This is a genomic window from Microbacterium sp. (assembly GCF_035277845.1).
Lineage (GTDB): Bacteria > Actinomycetota > Actinomycetes > Actinomycetales > Microbacteriaceae > Microbacterium.
Map to the genome: position 1 here is coordinate 13,045 of NZ_DATEJS010000174.1, position 16,082 is coordinate 29,126.

General features: G+C 71.2%; 13 protein-coding genes. 5 read left to right on the forward strand and 8 right to left on the reverse strand.

Features of this window, described 5'->3' with window-relative positions:
- Positions 1-7: 7 nt before the first annotated feature.
- Positions 8-2,266 (reverse strand): glycoside hydrolase family 3 C-terminal domain-containing protein, encoded by a 2,259-nt coding sequence (locus VJR25_RS07430; protein WP_324114123.1) that lies wholly within the window; start codon positions 2,264-2,266, stop codon positions 8-10.
- 164 nt (positions 2,267-2,430) lie between these two features.
- Here VJR25_RS07430 and VJR25_RS07435 point away from each other — a divergent pair, with 164 nt between their 5' ends.
- Entirely contained in the window at positions 2,431-3,762 is a 1,332-nt protein-coding gene (locus VJR25_RS07435) for an NAD(P)/FAD-dependent oxidoreductase (RefSeq protein WP_324114125.1), read from the forward strand.
- Here the strand turns inward: VJR25_RS07435 and VJR25_RS07440 are convergent, their stop codons facing one another.
- On the reverse strand, positions 3,763-5,217 hold the full coding sequence (locus VJR25_RS07440) for an HNH endonuclease (RefSeq protein WP_324114127.1): 1,455 nt from the start codon (positions 5,215-5,217) through the stop codon (positions 3,763-3,765). It lies immediately after the preceding gene.
- Between the two features lie 153 nt (positions 5,218-5,370).
- Positions 5,371-6,114, reverse strand: a complete 744-nt coding sequence (locus VJR25_RS07445; protein WP_324114129.1) for a potassium channel family protein — start codon at positions 6,112-6,114, stop codon at positions 5,371-5,373.
- 86 nt (positions 6,115-6,200) lie between these two features.
- On the opposite strand from VJR25_RS07445, the gene VJR25_RS07450 reads away from it, so the two are divergent.
- The 4 genes from VJR25_RS07450 (at position 6,201) to VJR25_RS07465 (ending at position 11,388) form a co-directional block, all read left to right on the forward strand.
- Entirely contained in the window at positions 6,201-7,082 is an 882-nt protein-coding gene (locus VJR25_RS07450; RefSeq protein WP_324114131.1) for an LLM class flavin-dependent oxidoreductase, read from the forward strand.
- 63 nt (positions 7,083-7,145) lie between these two features.
- A complete protein-coding gene (locus VJR25_RS07455) occupies positions 7,146-8,195 on the forward strand; it encodes a LacI family DNA-binding transcriptional regulator (protein WP_324114133.1) in 1,050 nt (349 codons plus the stop codon).
- Between the two features lie 99 nt (positions 8,196-8,294).
- Positions 8,295-10,829 carry a GH32 C-terminal domain-containing protein gene (locus tag VJR25_RS07460; RefSeq protein ID WP_324114135.1) on the forward strand — a complete coding sequence of 845 codons (2,535 nt, stop codon included), beginning with the start codon at positions 8,295-8,297 and terminating at the stop codon, positions 10,827-10,829.
- Positions 10,830-10,911: 82 nt separating this feature from the next.
- Positions 10,912-11,388 carry a MarR family winged helix-turn-helix transcriptional regulator gene (locus VJR25_RS07465; protein ID WP_324114137.1) on the forward strand — a complete coding sequence of 159 codons (477 nt, stop codon included), beginning with the start codon at positions 10,912-10,914 and terminating at the stop codon, positions 11,386-11,388.
- 8 nt (positions 11,389-11,396) lie between these two features.
- Here VJR25_RS07465 and VJR25_RS07470 read toward each other — a convergent pair whose 3' ends face one another.
- From VJR25_RS07470 to VJR25_RS07490, 5 genes are all read right to left on the reverse strand, one after another.
- Positions 11,397-11,825 (reverse strand): pyrimidine dimer DNA glycosylase/endonuclease V, encoded by a 429-nt coding sequence (locus VJR25_RS07470; protein ID WP_324114139.1) that lies wholly within the window; start codon positions 11,823-11,825, stop codon positions 11,397-11,399.
- Entirely contained in the window at positions 11,822-14,038 is a 2,217-nt protein-coding gene (locus VJR25_RS07475; protein WP_414683753.1) for an MMPL family transporter, read from the reverse strand. The genes VJR25_RS07470 and VJR25_RS07475 overlap by 4 nt, the downstream gene beginning before the upstream one ends.
- Positions 14,039-14,127: 89 nt before the next feature.
- On the reverse strand, positions 14,128-14,589 hold the full coding sequence (locus tag VJR25_RS07480; RefSeq protein ID WP_324114141.1) for a hypothetical protein: 462 nt from the start codon (positions 14,587-14,589) through the stop codon (positions 14,128-14,130).
- Between the two features lie 13 nt (positions 14,590-14,602).
- Positions 14,603-15,430, reverse strand: a complete 828-nt coding sequence (locus tag VJR25_RS07485; protein WP_324114143.1) for an SDR family NAD(P)-dependent oxidoreductase — start codon at positions 15,428-15,430, stop codon at positions 14,603-14,605.
- Between the two features lie 17 nt (positions 15,431-15,447).
- Positions 15,448-15,918, reverse strand: coding sequence for an SRPBCC domain-containing protein (locus VJR25_RS07490; RefSeq protein ID WP_324114145.1), 471 nt, complete (start codon positions 15,916-15,918; stop codon positions 15,448-15,450).
- Positions 15,919-16,082: the final 164 nt, after the last annotated feature.

The window sequence follows — 16,082 nt, forward strand, 5'->3', positions numbered from 1 at the left end:
CGCCCGCTCAGCGCCCCTGCGGACGCTGGGCGAGCTCGACGAACTCCACCATGTCGTCGTGCGGCAGCGGGAAGCCGTCGAGCCGGCCCACCGGGAAGTTCCCGAGCAGCCGCAGCATGCCGTCGGCCTGCTCCCGGCCGAACCGCTCGTCGATGACGGCACGCAGATCGGGGCCCGCCGTGGGGTCGGCGAGCAGCTCCTCGATCGACGAGTCGAGCGAGATCGGGATCCGCACGGCGTCGCCGTCGAGCGCGATCGACGTCGTCGAGCGGATGTCCCGGCTGGAGGCGCCGACCTGGACCCCGTACGTGCCGCGCTCGAGCACCCAGTCGTCGACGCGGACGTCCCAGTAGGCGAGATCGGCGCGGCGGAGGACCACCTCGACCGTGGCGGTCTCGCCGGGCTCCAGCGCGACCACCGCGAATCCCTTCAGCTCGCGCGGGGCCCGGTGCACCACGGAAGCACCGTCGAACGAGGTGTACACCTGCACCACCTCGCGACCGGAGACTCGACCCGTGTTGGTGACCGGTACCCTCACCACGACGTCGCCGGCCGCGTCGACGGCGGCTTCGGCATCCCCGTACGCGAAGGTCGTGTACGAGAGGCCGTGCCCGAACGGGAAGGCGACGTGCAGCTTCTTGACGTCGTACCAGCGGTAGCCGACGAACACGCCCTCGCCGTAGCGCACATGGCCGAGTTCGCCGGCGTACGTGCCGAACGCGGAATTGTCCTCGAGGCGCAGCGGGATGGTCTCGGTGAGCTTGCCGGACGGGTTGACGGCGCCGAACAGCACGTCGGCGGTCGCCATTCCACCCGCCTGGCCGAGCAGCCAGCCCTCGATGATCGCCGGCACGGTGCCGGCGAACGGGATCACGACCGCACCGCCGTTGGAGAGCACGACGACGGTGTTCGGGTTGACGGCCAGCACGTCCTCGATGAGCTCGAGCTGCGCGGTGGGCAGGTTCATGTGCTCGCGGTCGAAGCCCTCGGACTCCTCCTCCGCGGGGACGCCGGCGAAGATGACCGCGACCTCCGCGTCGGCGGCCAGGGCGACGGCCTCGGCGTGGAGGGCGGCCGCATCCCCGCCGGCTCCCGCGGCCCCGTCCGCACCGGGCTCGTCGGCGGAGCCGAGGACGAAGCCGGGGGCGAAGGGCACGTCTGCGCCGGCCACGGCCCGGATGGCGTCGAGCGCATTCTCGAGACGGGTCGGGTTGATCTGCGAGGAGCCGGCACCCTGGTAGCGAGGGCTGCGGGCGAACTCGCCGATCACCGCGATGCGCTGGTCGGGTGAGAGCGGAAGCAGCTCGCCCTGGTTGCGCAACAGCACGATGCCACGGCCGGCGGCCTCGCGGGCGAGGGCGTGGTGCGCGTCGACGTCGAGCGGGCCGGATGCCGCGGGGCGCGCCTGCGCCTTGCGGATCAGCTCCAGCACCCGGTTCGCGGCCACGTCGAGGGAGGCCTCGTCGAGTGCGCCCTCCTGCACTGCGGCGACCAGCTGCCGGTCGGTGCGGCCGCCGGAGGCCGGCATCTCGAGGTCGAGTCCGGCCGGGAGGCCGAGCACCCGGTCGTGCACCGCACCCCAGTCCGAGACGACGAGGCCTTCGAAGCCCCATTCGCCGCGCAGCACCTGGGTGAGCAGCCACGGGTCCTCCGACGTCCAGACGCCGTTCAGCCGGTTGTACGAGCACATCACGGTCCACGGCTGCGCATCCTTGACCACGCGTTCGAAGCCGCGCAGGTAGATCTCGCGCAGCGGCCGGGGATCGACGTCGCTCGAGGAGCGCAGCCGGTCGGTCTCCTGCTGGTTGGCGGCGAAGTGCTTGAGCGAGGCACCGACCCCTTGCGACTGGATACCTCGCACCAGCCCGGCGCCCATCACGCCCGAGACGATCGGGTCCTCGGAGAAGTACTCGAAGTTCCGCCCGCACAGGGGCGACCGCTTGATGTTGATCCCGGGGCCGAGGATGACCGCGACATCCTCGATCGCCGACTCCACCCCCAGCGCGACGCCGATGCGCTCGGCCAGGGCGGCATCCCACGACGACCCGAGTGCGACGGCGGGCGGGAAGCAGGTGGCCGGGATACTGGCAGCGAGCCCGAGGTGGTCGGTGGATCCGCCCTGCTTGCGCAGGCCGTGCGGCCCGTCGGTCACCATGATCTGCGCGAGGCCGAGACGTTCCACGCCCTTCAGGTGCCAGAAGTCCGCACCGCTGGTGAGCGACGCCTTCTCCTCCAGGGTGAGATCCGAAGCATTCACGTCGGCCATGCGCCGCCCTCTCGTCGTCTGCGCGGTCATCGTCGACCGCACGTCTGCGAATACCTTATTGGCGAAGGTATTTCGCGGACAAGCCTGAGGGGCGAGTGATCCGATGGTGCCCGCTCGGACGCGCTCCGCCCCCGGCGGCGGCCCGCGCGCGGCAGGATGGACCCATGACGGATGCCCCCATCGACACGGTCGTCGTCGGCGGCGGGGTGGCCGGCCTCACCGCCGCCCGCCTGGTCCACGGCGCCGGGCGACGGGTGGTCGTGCTCGAAGCGCGCGACCGCGTCGGGGGACGCCTGCACTCCGACCGCACCGGGGCCGCCGTCACGGATCTCGGCGCGTCGTGGATCCACGGCGTGGACGGCAACCCGCTCGCCGACGCCGTGCGCGCGTTCGGGATGCGCGAGGTGGAGTTCACGGTCGGCAGCTACCAGCCCGACGGACGCCCGATCGCGTACTACGGTCCGGATGCCGTGCGGCTGACCCCCGCTGCGGCATCCGCCTTCGCGGACGACGTCCACGCGTTCGACGCGCAGCTCGCGAGGACGATCGCGGCGTCGGCGCCGGGCGAGTCCTACGAGCAGGTCGTCGACCGCACGCTGGTGCGGCTCGGATGGGCGCCGCACCGCGCGGCGCGGGTGCGCGAGTTCCTGCTGCACCGGTCGGAGGAACAGTACGGCGTGCACGCCGGCGGGCTGGACGCCCACGGCCTCGACGACGACCGGATCGACGGCATCGAGGTGGTGTTCCCCGACGGCTACGACGCCCTGGCGACGCATCTGGCGGAGGGGCTCGACGTGCGCCTCGGCCAGGAGGTCTCCCGCGTGGAATGGTCGGATGCCGGTGCCGCGGTGACCGTCGCCGGCACGGTGCTGCGGGCCGAGCACGTGATCGTCACGGTTCCTGTCGGCGTGCTGAAGTCGGAGGCGTTCGCGATCGAGCCGCCGCTGCCGTCACCGGTGGCCGAGGCGCTCCAGGGCCTGGAGATGAACGCCTTCGAGAAGGTGTTCCTGCGGTTCGACGAGGCGTTCTGGGATGACGACGTGTACGCCGTCCGCCGGCAGGGCGACGGCGCGCTGTGGTGGCACTCGTGGTACGACCTGACCGGCCTGCACGGCATGCCCACCCTGCTCACGTTCGCGGCCGGGCCGGCGGCGATCGAGACGCGCACATGGGACGACGAAGCGATCGCGGCATCCGTGCTGGCGGCCCTCGGCGAACTCTACGGCGACCGGGTGCCCGCGCCGACCTCCGTGGTGGTCACCCGCTGGCAGGACGACCCGTTCGCGCGCGGCTCGTACGCGTACCTGACGCCGGGAGCGACGACCGCCGACCACGACCTGCTCGCCACGCCGATCGGCGGCGGTGTGCTGCACCTCGCCGGGGAGGCGACGTGGACGGATGACCCGGCGACCGTGACCGCGGCGCTGCGTTCCGGCCACCGCGCGGCGGAGCGCGTGCTGGGACGGGAGATCTCGTTCGGCGAGCTGTGGGCGTAGTCAGGCGGCGTCAGCGGCGCGGCGGTAGTCGTAGCGCCGCCGCCCACCGAGGCGCGGGGTGCGTGACGAGTCGATGTGCGCAGGTGGGACGAACCACACATCGGGCCCCGAGACCCGGATCTCCCACTCGTCTTTGTGGATGCGGTGGTGACAACTGCTGCACAGCAGCACCAGATTGTCCAGAGAGGTTCTGCCGCCATGCGACCACCATCGGAGGTGGTGGGCTTCTGCGATGCCGGGCGGAGCGCCGCAGCCGGCGCATCCGCCGTCGCGCTCGATCACTGCGAGCCGCTGCGCTGCCGTGAACAACCGGCGCGATCGGCCGCAGTCGAGTACCTCGCTCTCGGCGCCGAGCACCAGTGGGATGATCTCGGCGTCAGCGGCCATCCGGCGCACGGTGCCGACGTCGACCGGCTGCTGGATGCCGTCGATGGTCGCGACCCCGGTACCCGAAGTCAGGGCATCGAGCGGAATCCGCACCACGACCGTCGTGTTCGCGAGCGGAAGCACGGTCTCGGTGCACGACAGCACGTGCTTGCACAGTTCGGCCAGAGCGTCGGCCTGCAGCTGCTGGATCGTGCGTTGCTCGAGGTGGCGGGACATGTCGGCCCGATCCGACCAGGTCCACTCGCCCGCACCGCCTCCCTCGCCCTCGCCCTCGCCGGGGCGGTTGCTCCCGCGCAGGGCGCGGATCTGCGCCGTCACCAGCGCCTCGATCGCCGCCTTCACCGGGGCTCCGGTCGCAGGGTCGAGCCGCCCGTCGAAGATGATCATGCCGGAGGCGTCCTCGCGGATCTTGAGCGACCGTTCCAAGCGGAGGTCCTCGATCTTCGGTTCCAGGCCGTCCGGATCGAGGTACGCCTCCGCCCGGCGCAGGATCACCTGCACGTCGGAGAGCGGCAGACCGACCGCCTGCTCGACCAGGGCCTCTTCGGCCTCCGCGAGCGCCGCACGATCGAGGCGGAAGGCGACTTTGTCGAGGAGCCGGGTGATCAGACTGGCGGCTGCCACGTGCACGTCGCCGGCCTCGAGGGCAGCCGTGACATGTGGATGCCGGGACGGGGCGCGCTCACCAGTGAACGTCATCCGCCCGGCTGTGGCATCCCCCACCTGGATCAACCGCTGCGCATCGGCCGGATGACCGCCGGTCGACGCTGCGATCAGCTTCGCCGGAGACTTGTAGCCCGCCTTGCGGGAGAGCCCGTCGCTGCCGAGCTCGGGCGCCGACCGCTTGCTGATGCCGTTCGCGATGCGGGCGTGCAGAGCCTGACAGTGACGCTCGACCGCGGCGAGAGCATCGTTCACGGCGAGCATGCCGTCGTCGGACATCGCGTCCACATCGTCGTCGATCACCGCACTCGGGTGCAGTCCGCCGAGGGCTCTCAGCCACCGATCATCCACGGCGTCGAGCGCCTGCACCAGCGGTGCGAGGTGTTCGACGGTGATTGCGACCATACTCGATCATGGCACATATTCGAACACACCTCAAGCCCCAGCATCGAACTTTTTCTAAAGTGTCTTGCCACCGGCTTGGGCGTATGCCGGAATCCGCTAGAACGTTTCGAACATAGAAGCAGTGCTAGATTCGAACATTCGCCGCCTCAATACCTACCGGTTCAGCGCCTCGGTGAGGGCGTCGATCTTCGCCTCGAGCGACTGGATGTGGGCCACGGTGGCGGCATTCTTCATCTCGAGCGCCTGGATATGCGCGACGGTCGCCGCGTTCTTCGTCTCGTCGCGCTCGACGATCCGCTCGATGATCCACGAAGCGAGGGTCGCGGTGACGAGACCGATGAGGGCGACCCCGCCGATCATGAGGCCCACGGCGATGAGCCTGCCCTCGACCGTGATCGGGGTGAAGTCGCCGAACCCCACCGTGGTGACGGTCTCGAACGCCCACCAGAGCGCGTCGCCGAACGAGGTGATGTGCGCGCCCGGTGTCGGACGCTCGACGTCGAGAACGGCGAGGGATGCGACGAACACCAGCAGCGAGGCGGCCGACGCGACATAGACGAGGATGCGTCCGCGCAGCGCCGCGCCCGCCGTGCGCTGCAGCACCCGCAGCAGGGTCACGAGGCGCAGGATGCGCAGCGGCCTCAGCATCGGCAGCACGACGATCGCGAGGTCGAATAGATGCGTCGAGAACCAATGCAATCGGCGCGGCGCGAGCACCAGGTTCACCACGTAGTCCAGGAGGAAGATCGCCCACGTGATCGCGATGACGCTCTCGCTCGCCACGACCGCGGGCCCCTGCAGGTCGGCGATGACCTCCCACGCGTACGCGACGAGGAAGATCGCGGAAGCCGCGATGAGCGGCCATTCGGTGAGGCGCTGCCAACGTTCCTGGTTCATGGCGCCGATCGTAGTGACGCGGCGACCCGCCGGGACCGGATGCGGGGAATTCCCAATGAGGGACCGTCTCGGGAAGAATCGAGCCTATGCGCATCGGCATCGTCATCCTCCCCGAACTGCCCTGGACCGAGCAGGCCGACCTCTGGCGCCGCGCGGAGCGATACGGCTTCGACCACGCCTGGACGTACGACCACCTGTCGTGGTACGGACTCGCCGACAGCCCGTGGGGCGCGACGATCCCGACCCTCACGGCGGCCGCGACGGTGACCTCGACGATTCGGCTCGGCACGTTCGTGGCGTCGCCGAACTATCGGCATCCCGTCCCGTTCGCGAAGGAGGTCGCGACGGTCGACGAGATCTCGGGCGGACGTCTCATCCTGGGCGTGGGGGCGGGTGCCGGCGGCTCGGGACTCGATGCGACCGTGCTGGGCACGCCCGTGCTGACACCCCGTGAGCGACACGAGCGATTCGTGGAGTTCACCCGCGACCTCGACCGGCTGCTGCGATTCGAGGAGCCGGGCTCCGACGGAATCAGCTTCACCGGCGACTGGTTCACGGGCGACCGGGCACGCATGGTCGGCGAGCCCGCCCAGCGTCCGCGTGTGCCGCTGGCGGTCGCCGCCGACGGGCCCCGCGGCATCCGGTTCGCCGCCGAGATCGCGGATGCGTGGATCACCCTGGGCCATCACGCCGACTCCGAATCCGAGTGGTGGGACGGGGTGTCACAGCTCATCGCCCGCTCGCAGGACGCCGAGGCCGCCGTGGGACGCGAACGCCCCTTGGACCGGATCCTGTCGCTCGACGCGGGGCCGGGCTATTCGCTGGCCAGCGCCGCGAAGTTCGAGGACTGCGTGGGCCGCGCCGCCGAGCTCGGATTCACCGATGTGGTGACGCACTGGCCGCGCCCGGACGGCGTCTACGCGGGCGACGAACGCGTGCTCGACGAGATCGCACCGGCCGCCCACTGAGAGACGACCCGGCCGGGCCGGCGTCGGCACGTAGGCTGAACATCCGGGGAGCGGGGAGGCGACGTGGGCGACGAACAGCGGGATGCCGCATCTCGCCGGCCGACGATGCGCGACGTGGCCCGCGCCGCCGGGGTCTCCAGCACCGCCGTCTCGTTCGTGCTGAACGACCGCGAGGGCGCGCGCATCGCACCGGAGACGCGCGCCCGCATCCTCGCCGCCGCCGAGCGGCTCGGGTTCCGCCCGAATCTGACCGCCCGCCAGCTGCGGCTGCAGCAGACGCAGTCGATCGGCATGCTCACCGACGGCATCGCCTCGTCGCCGTTCGCCGGCCAGATCATCCGGGCCGTTCAGGATGCCGCATGGGAATCCGGGCGGCTGGTGCTGCTCGTGAACACCGACGGCCACACCGACGTCGGGCGGTCCGCCGTGCGCGAGCTGCTGGACCGTCGGGTCGACGGTCTGATCTTCGCGTCCACGGTCACCCGTGAACTGGCGCCGCTTCCGGAGCTCGCCGCGGTGCCGTCGGTGCTCATCAACTGCTTCCCCGCAGCCGACGGCCCGCAACTCCCGGCCGTCTACCCCGCGGAGCACGCCGGCGGCGGGCTCGCGGCCCAGCGACTCATCGACGCCGGCCACCGCGAGATCGTCTACCTGGCCGGCGACGGCGACTGGCCCGCTCTGCAGCGCACCGCCGCATTCCGGGAGCGGATGCAGGATGCCCGCCTGCCCGTCGACGCCGGGGCGGTGGTGCCGGGCCCGTACACGATCGACTCGGGCTACGAGCGCGCCCGGTCGATCCTGCAACGACCGGACCGGCCCACCGCCCTGCTGTGCGGCAACGACCGCATCGCCCTCGGCGCGCTGCTGGCCGCCCAGGCGCTCGGCCTCACCGTTCCGGAGGACCTGTCGCTCGTCGGCTACGACGACCAGGAGGAGCTCGCCGGGAGTGTGCACCCCCGCCTCACGACGGTCAGCCTTCCGTTCTACGAACTGGGTCGCCAGGGTGCCGAGACGCTGCTGTCGGTCATCGCCGGGGAGCCCGTCGCGGCCCGCCGGGAAGTCGTCGGCGAACTCGTCGAGCGAGACTCCGTCGCCGCGCCGCGGCATCCCTGATCCGTTTCGGCTCTTGCGCTCCACCGCGAACGGGTCCAAACTGTGCGAGGCGTGCTAAATCGAATTATCACGTGTCATCCCGAACGAGGAGGTTCCCCGATGTCCCCTGCACGTTGGCGACGCAGAGCGGTGGCGGCGGCATCCGTCATCGCGGCTGCAGCACTCGCAGTGCCCGCCCTGACGGCGGCCGCGGCCACGCCCACCCCGGGTGCATCCGGCACATCCGGCTACGACGAGCCGTATCGGCCGCAGTTCCACTACAGCCTGCCGACCGGGTGGATCGGCGACCCGAACGGTCTCGTGTACGACGCCGGGCAGTACTACCTGTTCAGCTTCGGCACGTGGCAGGGCGCGACGAGCACCGACCTCGTGCACTGGAAGAACATCCCGGTCACCGGTCCCGCGCACGACGACGGCAGCAGCACGTTCTTCTCCGGCAGCGCCGTCTTGGACACCGGAAACACGAGCGGCTTCGGCACCGCGAAGAACCCGCCGATGGTCGCGATGTACACGAGCGTGCAGGACGGCACGAACGTCGAGAAGCAGTCCATCGCCTACAGCACCGACAAGGGGCGCACCTGGACCCGGTACTCCGGCAACCCGGTGCTGGACCTCGACTCCGTGAACTTCCGCGACCCGAAGGTGTTCTGGTACGCGCCGGCGCACAGCTGGCGCATGGTCATCAGCCTCTCCGACCAGCACAAGGTGGCGATCTACTCGTCACCCGACCTCAAGACCTGGACGCACCTCAGCGACTTCGGTCCCGGCGGCTCCACGAGCGGCGTGTGGGAGATGCCCGACCTGTACCAGATGCCCGTCGACGGCGACGCCCACCACACGAAGTGGGTGATGAGCGTCAGCGTCGGCAGCACCGGCGTGCAGTACTTCGTCGGCGACTTCGACGGCACCACGTTCACCTCCGACGACCCGCCCACGTACACCCCTCCGGCGGGCACTCCGCTCGACGCGTTCGACTCGGGCAGCTACGGCGACTGGACGACCACGGGCACGGCGTTCGGGGATGCCCCGGCCACCGGAGCTCTGCCCGATCAGCAGGCGGTCACCGGCTTCGACGGCACGCACCTCGTGAACAGCTTCAACGGCGGCGACGGCTCCACCGGCACCCTCACCTCGCCCTCCTTCACGATCGACAAGCAGCATCTGAACTTCCAGGTCGGCGGTGGCGACAACCCGTACGTCGCGGATGCCGTTCCGGCCGGCACGCTGCCGACGCACACTCTGTTCACCGACTTCTCGACTCCCGGAACCACCTCGTACGCCGACCTCGGCTGGACGGCGACCGGCGACTTCGCGAGCTCGGGACCGTCGACCGAGCAGCTGGGCGGCCAGCTGGCGGCGAAGGCGCTCGACACCTGGGCACCCGCCGGCGACCAGGGCGAGGGCACGATCACGTCGCCCGCGTTCACCGTCTCGAGCCCGGACATCGACCTGCAGATCGCCGGCGGCGAGCACCCCTGGGGCCAGGCGAACCCGACCGCTGTCAACCTGCTCGTCGACGGCCAGGTGGTGGCATCCGCCACCGGCAACGGCACCGGATCGCTCACCTGGACGAACTGGGACGTGACCGCGTACCAGGGCCGGCAGGCGCAGATCCAGGTGGTCGACCAGAACGACGGCTCCGGCGGCTGGGGCCACCTGATGGTGGGCGACATCCTGTTCGCGGACTCCGCCGTGCAGCCGTGGGACACCCGCACGAGCGTCGACCTGCTCGTGGACGGGCAGGTGGTGCGGTCGGCGACGGGCGCGAACAGCGAGCACCTCGACTGGACCAGCTGGGACCTCAGCGACCTGCAGGGCAAGCAGGCGCAGATCCAGATCGTCGACCACAGCTCGGGCGGCTGGGGCCACGTGCTCGCGGACGACTTCAGCCTGAGCGACGAGCCCGCGCTGAGCGCGAACCAGCGCGCGCACTGGGTCGACTTCGGCTCCGACTTCTACGCGTTCAACACGTGGAACGGCGCGCCGCAGGGTCAGCGGATCGGCGTCGCGTGGATGAGCAACTGGGCGTACGCCGGCCAGGTGCCCACCAGCCCGTGGCAGGGCGCCGAGACGCTCCCGCGCACGATGAAGCTCGCCACGATCGACGGCACGGTGCAGCTCGTGCAGCAGCCGGTCGCCGCGATCGCGTCGCTGCGCACCGCGCCGCCCGTGAAGATCGCAGGGGTCGCGGCATCCGACGGGTCCGTGCCGCTGAAGCTGACCGGATCGACGCTGGACCTCACCGCGCACCTGACGGCGGGCACGGCGAAGACCTTCGGTCTGAACGTGCGCACCGGCACGGGAGCCGACGGCGCCGCTCAGTACACGCGGATCGGCTACGACACGCACACCGGGCAGCTGTTCCTCGACCGCACGCACTCCGGGAACGTCGGGTTCAGCTCCGCCTTCCCGGACGTGAAGTCGGCACCGCTCCCGCTCGACCACGGCGGCGTCACCCTGCGGGTGCTCGTCGACCGCGACTCCGTGGAGGTGTACGCCGACGAGGGGCAGGTGACGCTCACCGACCAGGTGTTCCCCGACCCCGCGAGCACGGGCGTGAGCGTGTTCGCGACCGGCGGCACCGCGAAGCTCGACAGTCTGAGCGCCTGGCACCTCGCGTCCAGCTGGCGATAGGACACCGTGCGATCGCCGCCCGGCCGGGGGTTCTCGGCCAGGCGGCGATCGTGTGTCGCCGCCCGGGGGTCATGATGGAGGGATGACCCCCGAGGATGCCGCCGCGCGGGCGCCGTCCCGCGACGACGCGGTGCTCGCGCTGCTGCGCGCGGTGCGCGACTTCGGCGACGCGCACGACCGTATGAACGGCGCCCTCAAGCACGGCATGGACATGAACCTCACCGATCTCGCGACGCTGCGCCTGCTGATCATGCGCGAGGAGCAGGGGCGCCCGGTGACCCCGGCCGACATCGCACGGCATCTGCGCATCTCGACGGCCTCCACGACCAAGCTGCTCGACCGCCTCACCGCTGCCGGGCACGTGGCCCGGTCGAAGCATCCCACCGACGGCCGGGCGCTGGTCGTCGGGCTGACAGACCACGCACGGGCGGAGTTCTTCCGGCTGTTCGGCGACCGACTGGCCGCGATGCGCGCCGCGTTCGGGTCATTCAGCGACGACGAGCTGCGCGCCGCCGCGCGGGTGCTCGACGCCACGGCGGCCGCGATCGACACCGAGTAGCGGCATCCTCACCCGCGCTCCCAGTCGGCGACGCCGCCGGGGACGACGCGGAAGAGCGGATGCGGGCGCGGTTCCGACGCCCGCCAGCGACGGGCATCGTCCGGGCTGCGCGCCTCGAGCTTCCGGCCGAGGTGCGCCCACTCGTGCCCCAGCTGGCCGTCGGTGACCGCCAGCTCGGGGCGCGGGTCCGCGGGCGCCACGATGCGGCCGCGGTCGAACCGGTAGCCGCGCCGGTCCGCCTCGTCGGCGAGCCCGGTCAGGTACGCCCCGATCACCTCAACCGGGTCGAGCTCGGCGCGGAATCGCTCGAGCTGCGGGTGGCGGCGGTAGCCGCGGGTGGCGCCGACGAGCACCGCCTGGGCGAGCAGGGTCTCCCGCCAGCACGCGACGAGTCCGGCGCGGTCGAGGCTGCCGGGATGCAGCGACCAGATCCTCATCCCGCGACGCGCTCCGGCAGCGGCTCGGCGGGCGTGCGGTCCGGCTGCTCGCCGGCGGGCCGGGCGAGGCGGGAGGGCCACCAGATCGCTCGGCCGATGTCGTACGACAGCGCCGGCACCAGCAGCGAGCGGACGAGGAAGGTGTCGAGCAGCACGCCGAGCGCGACGATGAACGCGATCTGCACGAGGAACAGGATCGGGATGACGGCGAGCGCGGCGAACGTCGATGCGAGCACGATGCCGGCCGACGTGATCACCCCGCCGGTGATGACGAGTCCGTGCAGCACGCCCCGGCGGGTGCCGTGCCGACGCGATTCCTCGCGCACGCGGGTCATGAGGAAGATGTTGTAGTCCACGCCCAGCGCCACGAGGAAGACGAACGCGAAGAGGGGCACGGCCGGGTCGGCACCGGGGAACCGGAACGCGTGGTCGAAGACAAGGGCCGAGACCCCGAGCGCACTTGCGAACGACAGCACCGTGGTGAGCACGAGCAGCACCGGTGCGACGATCGCCCGAAGCAGCAGCATGAGGATGACGAGGATGACGCCGAGCACGATGGGGATGATGAGCGAGCGGTCGTGGATGGAGGCGGCATCCGTATCGATCGCCGTCGCGGTGACGCCGCCGACCTTCGCCCCGGTCGCCGCCAGGTCGTGCCGCATCGTGCGCACCGTGTCGGCCGCGGCCGCGGAATCGGCAGGATGCGTGAGCGTCGCCTGGAGAAGCACGCGTCCGTCGACGACGGTGGGCGCCGGAGCGGGCGTCCCCGGCGGTCCGAACGCGACGATTCCGTCCCGCGTGATGGTCGCGGTGCCGCTCGGGCTGTCGGCCGACGTGACGGAGACCGTGCCGATGCCGGGCTCGGTGAGCAGCACGTCGGCGGCATCCTGCATCCGGCTCTCGCCGACGAGCACGAAGGCGGGGCTCCCCGACCCGGCCGGGAAGTGCGCGCCGAGCGCCTGCTGCCCGTCGCGGGCTTCCGAGTGGCCGAGCACCAGGTCGGATTGCGCGACACCGCCGGCCTGCAGCTGGGTGACTCCGGCGGCCGCCGCGAGCAGCACCACGGTGGCGGTGATCCACATGAGCCGCGGTCGGCGCCGAACCCCGCCTGCCACCTTCTGCCAGGGGCCCCGACGCCGGAGGATGCCGTCGGGTGTGGCATCCGGCTCGAACGGCGGACGCCGCGGCCAGAATACGGCGCGCCCGAACGCGAACAGGAACGCCGGCAGCAGGGTCAGGGCCGAGAGCATCGCGAACACGATGCCGATCGCGGCCACCGGGCCGAGCGTGCTGTTGGACTTCAGGTCGCTGAGCAGCAGGCACAGCAGCCCCGCGATGACCGTGCCGCCGGCGGCGAGGATCGGCTCGAACGCCCCGCGCCAGGCACGCCGCACCGCCGTCCAGCGGTCGCGGGTGGTGTGCAGCTCCTCGCGGAAGCGGGCGACGAGCAGCAGCGAGTAGTCGGTGGCCGCGCCGATCACGAGGATGAAGAGGATGCCCTGCGTCTGGCCGCTGAGCAGCAGCACACCGTCCTTCGCGAGCCACCAGACCACGAGCAGCGCCACGCAGAGCGCGAACATGCTGGTGAGCAGCACGACGACCGGCAGCAGCAGCGACCGGTACACGGCGATGAGGATGAGGAACACCGCAAGCAGCGCGGCGCCGAGCAGCAGCCCGTCGATGCCGGCGAACGCTCCGACGAGATCGGCGGTGAATCCGGCGGGTCCGGTGATGAAGACCCGGATGCCGGCAGGCACGTCGGCACGGAGCCGCTCGGCGAGGTGCGACACGATCGTGCCGACGTCGCCGGACGCGTCGATCGGCACGAACGCCTCGGCCGCCGTCCGATCCTTCGAGACGATGACCGGGGATGCCTCGCCCGCGATGCCGTCCGTCGTGGCGGCCTTCGTGACGGCCTCGCCGAGCGCGGTGTGCGTGGCAGTGTCGATCGGGCCGCTGGATTCGAAGACGACGACCGCGGGGATGGAGTCCGCCCCGAGGAACCCGGCGAGGCTGTGCTGCACCTCGGTGGCATCCGCAGACGAGGGCAGGTACGCGGTCGGCTCGTTCGAGGACACCTCGTCGACCCTGCCGAACAGCGGCCCGCCGAGCCCCGCCGCGATCAGCCAGACGAGGATCAGGATGCCGGCGAGGACGCCGCGCAGCATCCGTCCCCCACGGGATGCCGCGCGTGCGGGTGCGGTGGCGGTCATCGTTCCTCCCGGGCGCGGCCATTCGCTAGAAAAGCAAGCGAATTCACGCTAGCACGAACACCACCGCGCCGGGCCGTGGCGGTCCGGGGTCAGCCGGCTCGAGTCGACCTCTCGGCGTGGACAGCGGCACGCACCCCGAGAGCGACGGCCAGGAACATCGGAGGCATGCCGTAGGCGGGACTGAGGACCATTGCCGGCACGGCCGCACCGACGACGACGATCGCGATGACAGCGAGGACCCGCGCGCGGGTGCCCAGCCTGGCGATCCCCGTGGCAGCGACCAGTACGGCGATCAGAACGACGGCGATGCTCGCGGCCAGCGCCCAGCCGACGACATAGTGCCCTGGCTCATAGACGGGCGTCTTGCCGACCTCGGCCGCGTTCTCGAAGAGCGTGTCGTGCCTGTTCGCCCACACGGCGTAAGGACCGGCCGCCCAGATCGTGGTGAACACCGCGATCGTCCCGATCGCCAGACTTCCGATCCGGATGCCGAGCCGGTGAGCAGCCGACTCCCCTGCGGCGTGCGCACCCGCGGTTTCAGCCTTCGTCATCTCAGCGCCCACGTCAGACCGTCGCGGTCCAGGGGCGGGTGAACGCGCTCACCCGGGTGCCGTCGAGATCCGCGAGCGAGACCCCGGCGAACCGGGATGCCGCCTCGGATGTCTGCCAGCGGAACCGGGACTCGTCCGACAGCGCGGCATCCGCGATCGCCGCGCCGGCGTCTTGCGGGGACTGCGCGTTCGCGAACGCCCCGGCCGTGCGCGAGACGTAGGCGTCCAGCAGCGGCTGGTAGGCACCGGCATCACCCGGGCGCTCCACGTTCGCCACGAAATCGCTCGACACGGCGGCGGGCTCGATGACCCGCACGTGCACGCCGAAGTGCTCGGCGGTGGCGGCGAGCGACTGCATGAACCCCTCCACGGCGAACTTCGCGCCGCAGTACGCGTCGGCGAAGGGCTGGCCGACCGTGCCGCCGACGCTCGTGACGGTGAGGATGCTGCCGTGCCCGCGTTCGCGCATGCCGGGCAGCACGAGCTTCGTGAGGTTCACCGGAGCGAGGTAGTTGACGTCGAGCTGGGCCTGGATCTGCCCCATCGTCAGCAGCTCGGCGGTTGCGACGCTCCCCCGGCCGGCGTTGTTGACGAGCACGTCGATGCGGCCATGGTCGGCCGTGATCTCGTCGACCAGACGGGCGGCGGCGGCGTGGTCGACGACGTCGAGGGCGCGGATGTCGACCGTGACGCCGGCATCCGCTGCGGCCTCGTGCAGCCGATCGGCGCGGGCGGTGTCCCGCATGGTGGCGACCACCTGGAGTCCGCGGCGGGCGAGCTCGACCGCCGCGTGCATTCCCATCCCGGACGACGTGCCGGTGACGAGCGCGATTTGTGTCATGCGCTCACGGTAGCCCTCTACTTGTAGAACCCCTCGCGCAGGTTGATTCCGTGCTCGACCCACATCTTGAGGGCCGCCAGCATGCCGGTCCAGCCCTCGCAATTGCCGAATGCGGCCTTGGCACCGCCGGTGCTGGCTCGCCAGGCGCCCTCGGTGATGGTCACGAGAGTCCGGGCGCCGTCGCCGATCGGCTCGAACTCGAACGTGGTGACAGTGGTGGCGTCGTCGGATGCGGCATCCTGCGCGCCCCAGCGCATGACGATCCGGCGCGGGGCATCCGCCTCGAGGACTGTCACCGGGAACCGTCCCGGGAAGTCTGCGAAGTCCCACGTGACGTCGCCGCCCGCCTCGAGGCGGCCCTGGGCGCCGCCGGTGGTGAAGTACCGCGACAGCTGCGCCGGATCGGCGACCGCCTCGTACACCTCGGCGACCGGGCGCGCGATGCGGCCCGACACGGTGAAGGAGAGCGCACCACCGTGCTGCAGCACCTGTGCGTGCTGGAGACCGCGGGGCTCGTCGCCGGGCGCAAGGCCGGACGGGAGCGCCTGCTCACCCTGTCACCGCTTCCGATCAAGCGCATCCACGACCGCTGGATCGGCGAGTACGCGCGCGCGGCCGTCGACCTGCTGGCCCGCCTGGACGATGCCGCGAA

What these genes read in the sequence shown, in the direction of transcription:
- VJR25_RS07440 (WP_324114127.1), bottom strand. Translation starts at nt 5,217, where the DNA reads ATGGTCGCAATCACCGTCGAACACCTCGCACCGCTGGTGCAGGCGCTC.
- VJR25_RS07470 (WP_324114139.1), bottom strand. Translation starts at nt 11,825, where the DNA reads ATGAGGATCTGGTCGCTGCATCCCGGCAGCCTCGACCGCGCCGGACTC.
- VJR25_RS07435 (WP_324114125.1), top strand. Translation starts at nt 2,431, where the DNA reads ATGACGGATGCCCCCATCGACACGGTCGTCGTCGGCGGCGGGGTGGCC.
- VJR25_RS07430 (WP_324114123.1), bottom strand. Translation starts at nt 2,266, where the DNA reads ATGGCCGACGTGAATGCTTCGGATCTCACCCTGGAGGAGAAGGCGTCG.
- VJR25_RS07475 (WP_414683753.1), bottom strand. Translation starts at nt 14,038, where the DNA reads ATGACCGCCACCGCACCCGCACGCGCGGCATCCCGTGGGGGACGGATG.
- VJR25_RS07485 (WP_324114143.1), bottom strand. Translation starts at nt 15,430, where the DNA reads ATGACACAAATCGCGCTCGTCACCGGCACGTCGTCCGGGATGGGAATG.
- VJR25_RS07445 (WP_324114129.1), bottom strand. Translation starts at nt 6,114, where the DNA reads ATGAACCAGGAACGTTGGCAGCGCCTCACCGAATGGCCGCTCATCGCG.
- VJR25_RS07465 (WP_324114137.1), top strand. Translation starts at nt 10,912, where the DNA reads ATGACCCCCGAGGATGCCGCCGCGCGGGCGCCGTCCCGCGACGACGCG.
- VJR25_RS07460 (WP_324114135.1), top strand. Translation starts at nt 8,295, where the DNA reads ATGTCCCCTGCACGTTGGCGACGCAGAGCGGTGGCGGCGGCATCCGTC.
- VJR25_RS07450 (WP_324114131.1), top strand. Translation starts at nt 6,201, where the DNA reads ATGCGCATCGGCATCGTCATCCTCCCCGAACTGCCCTGGACCGAGCAG.
- VJR25_RS07480 (WP_324114141.1), bottom strand. Translation starts at nt 14,589, where the DNA reads ATGACGAAGGCTGAAACCGCGGGTGCGCACGCCGCAGGGGAGTCGGCT.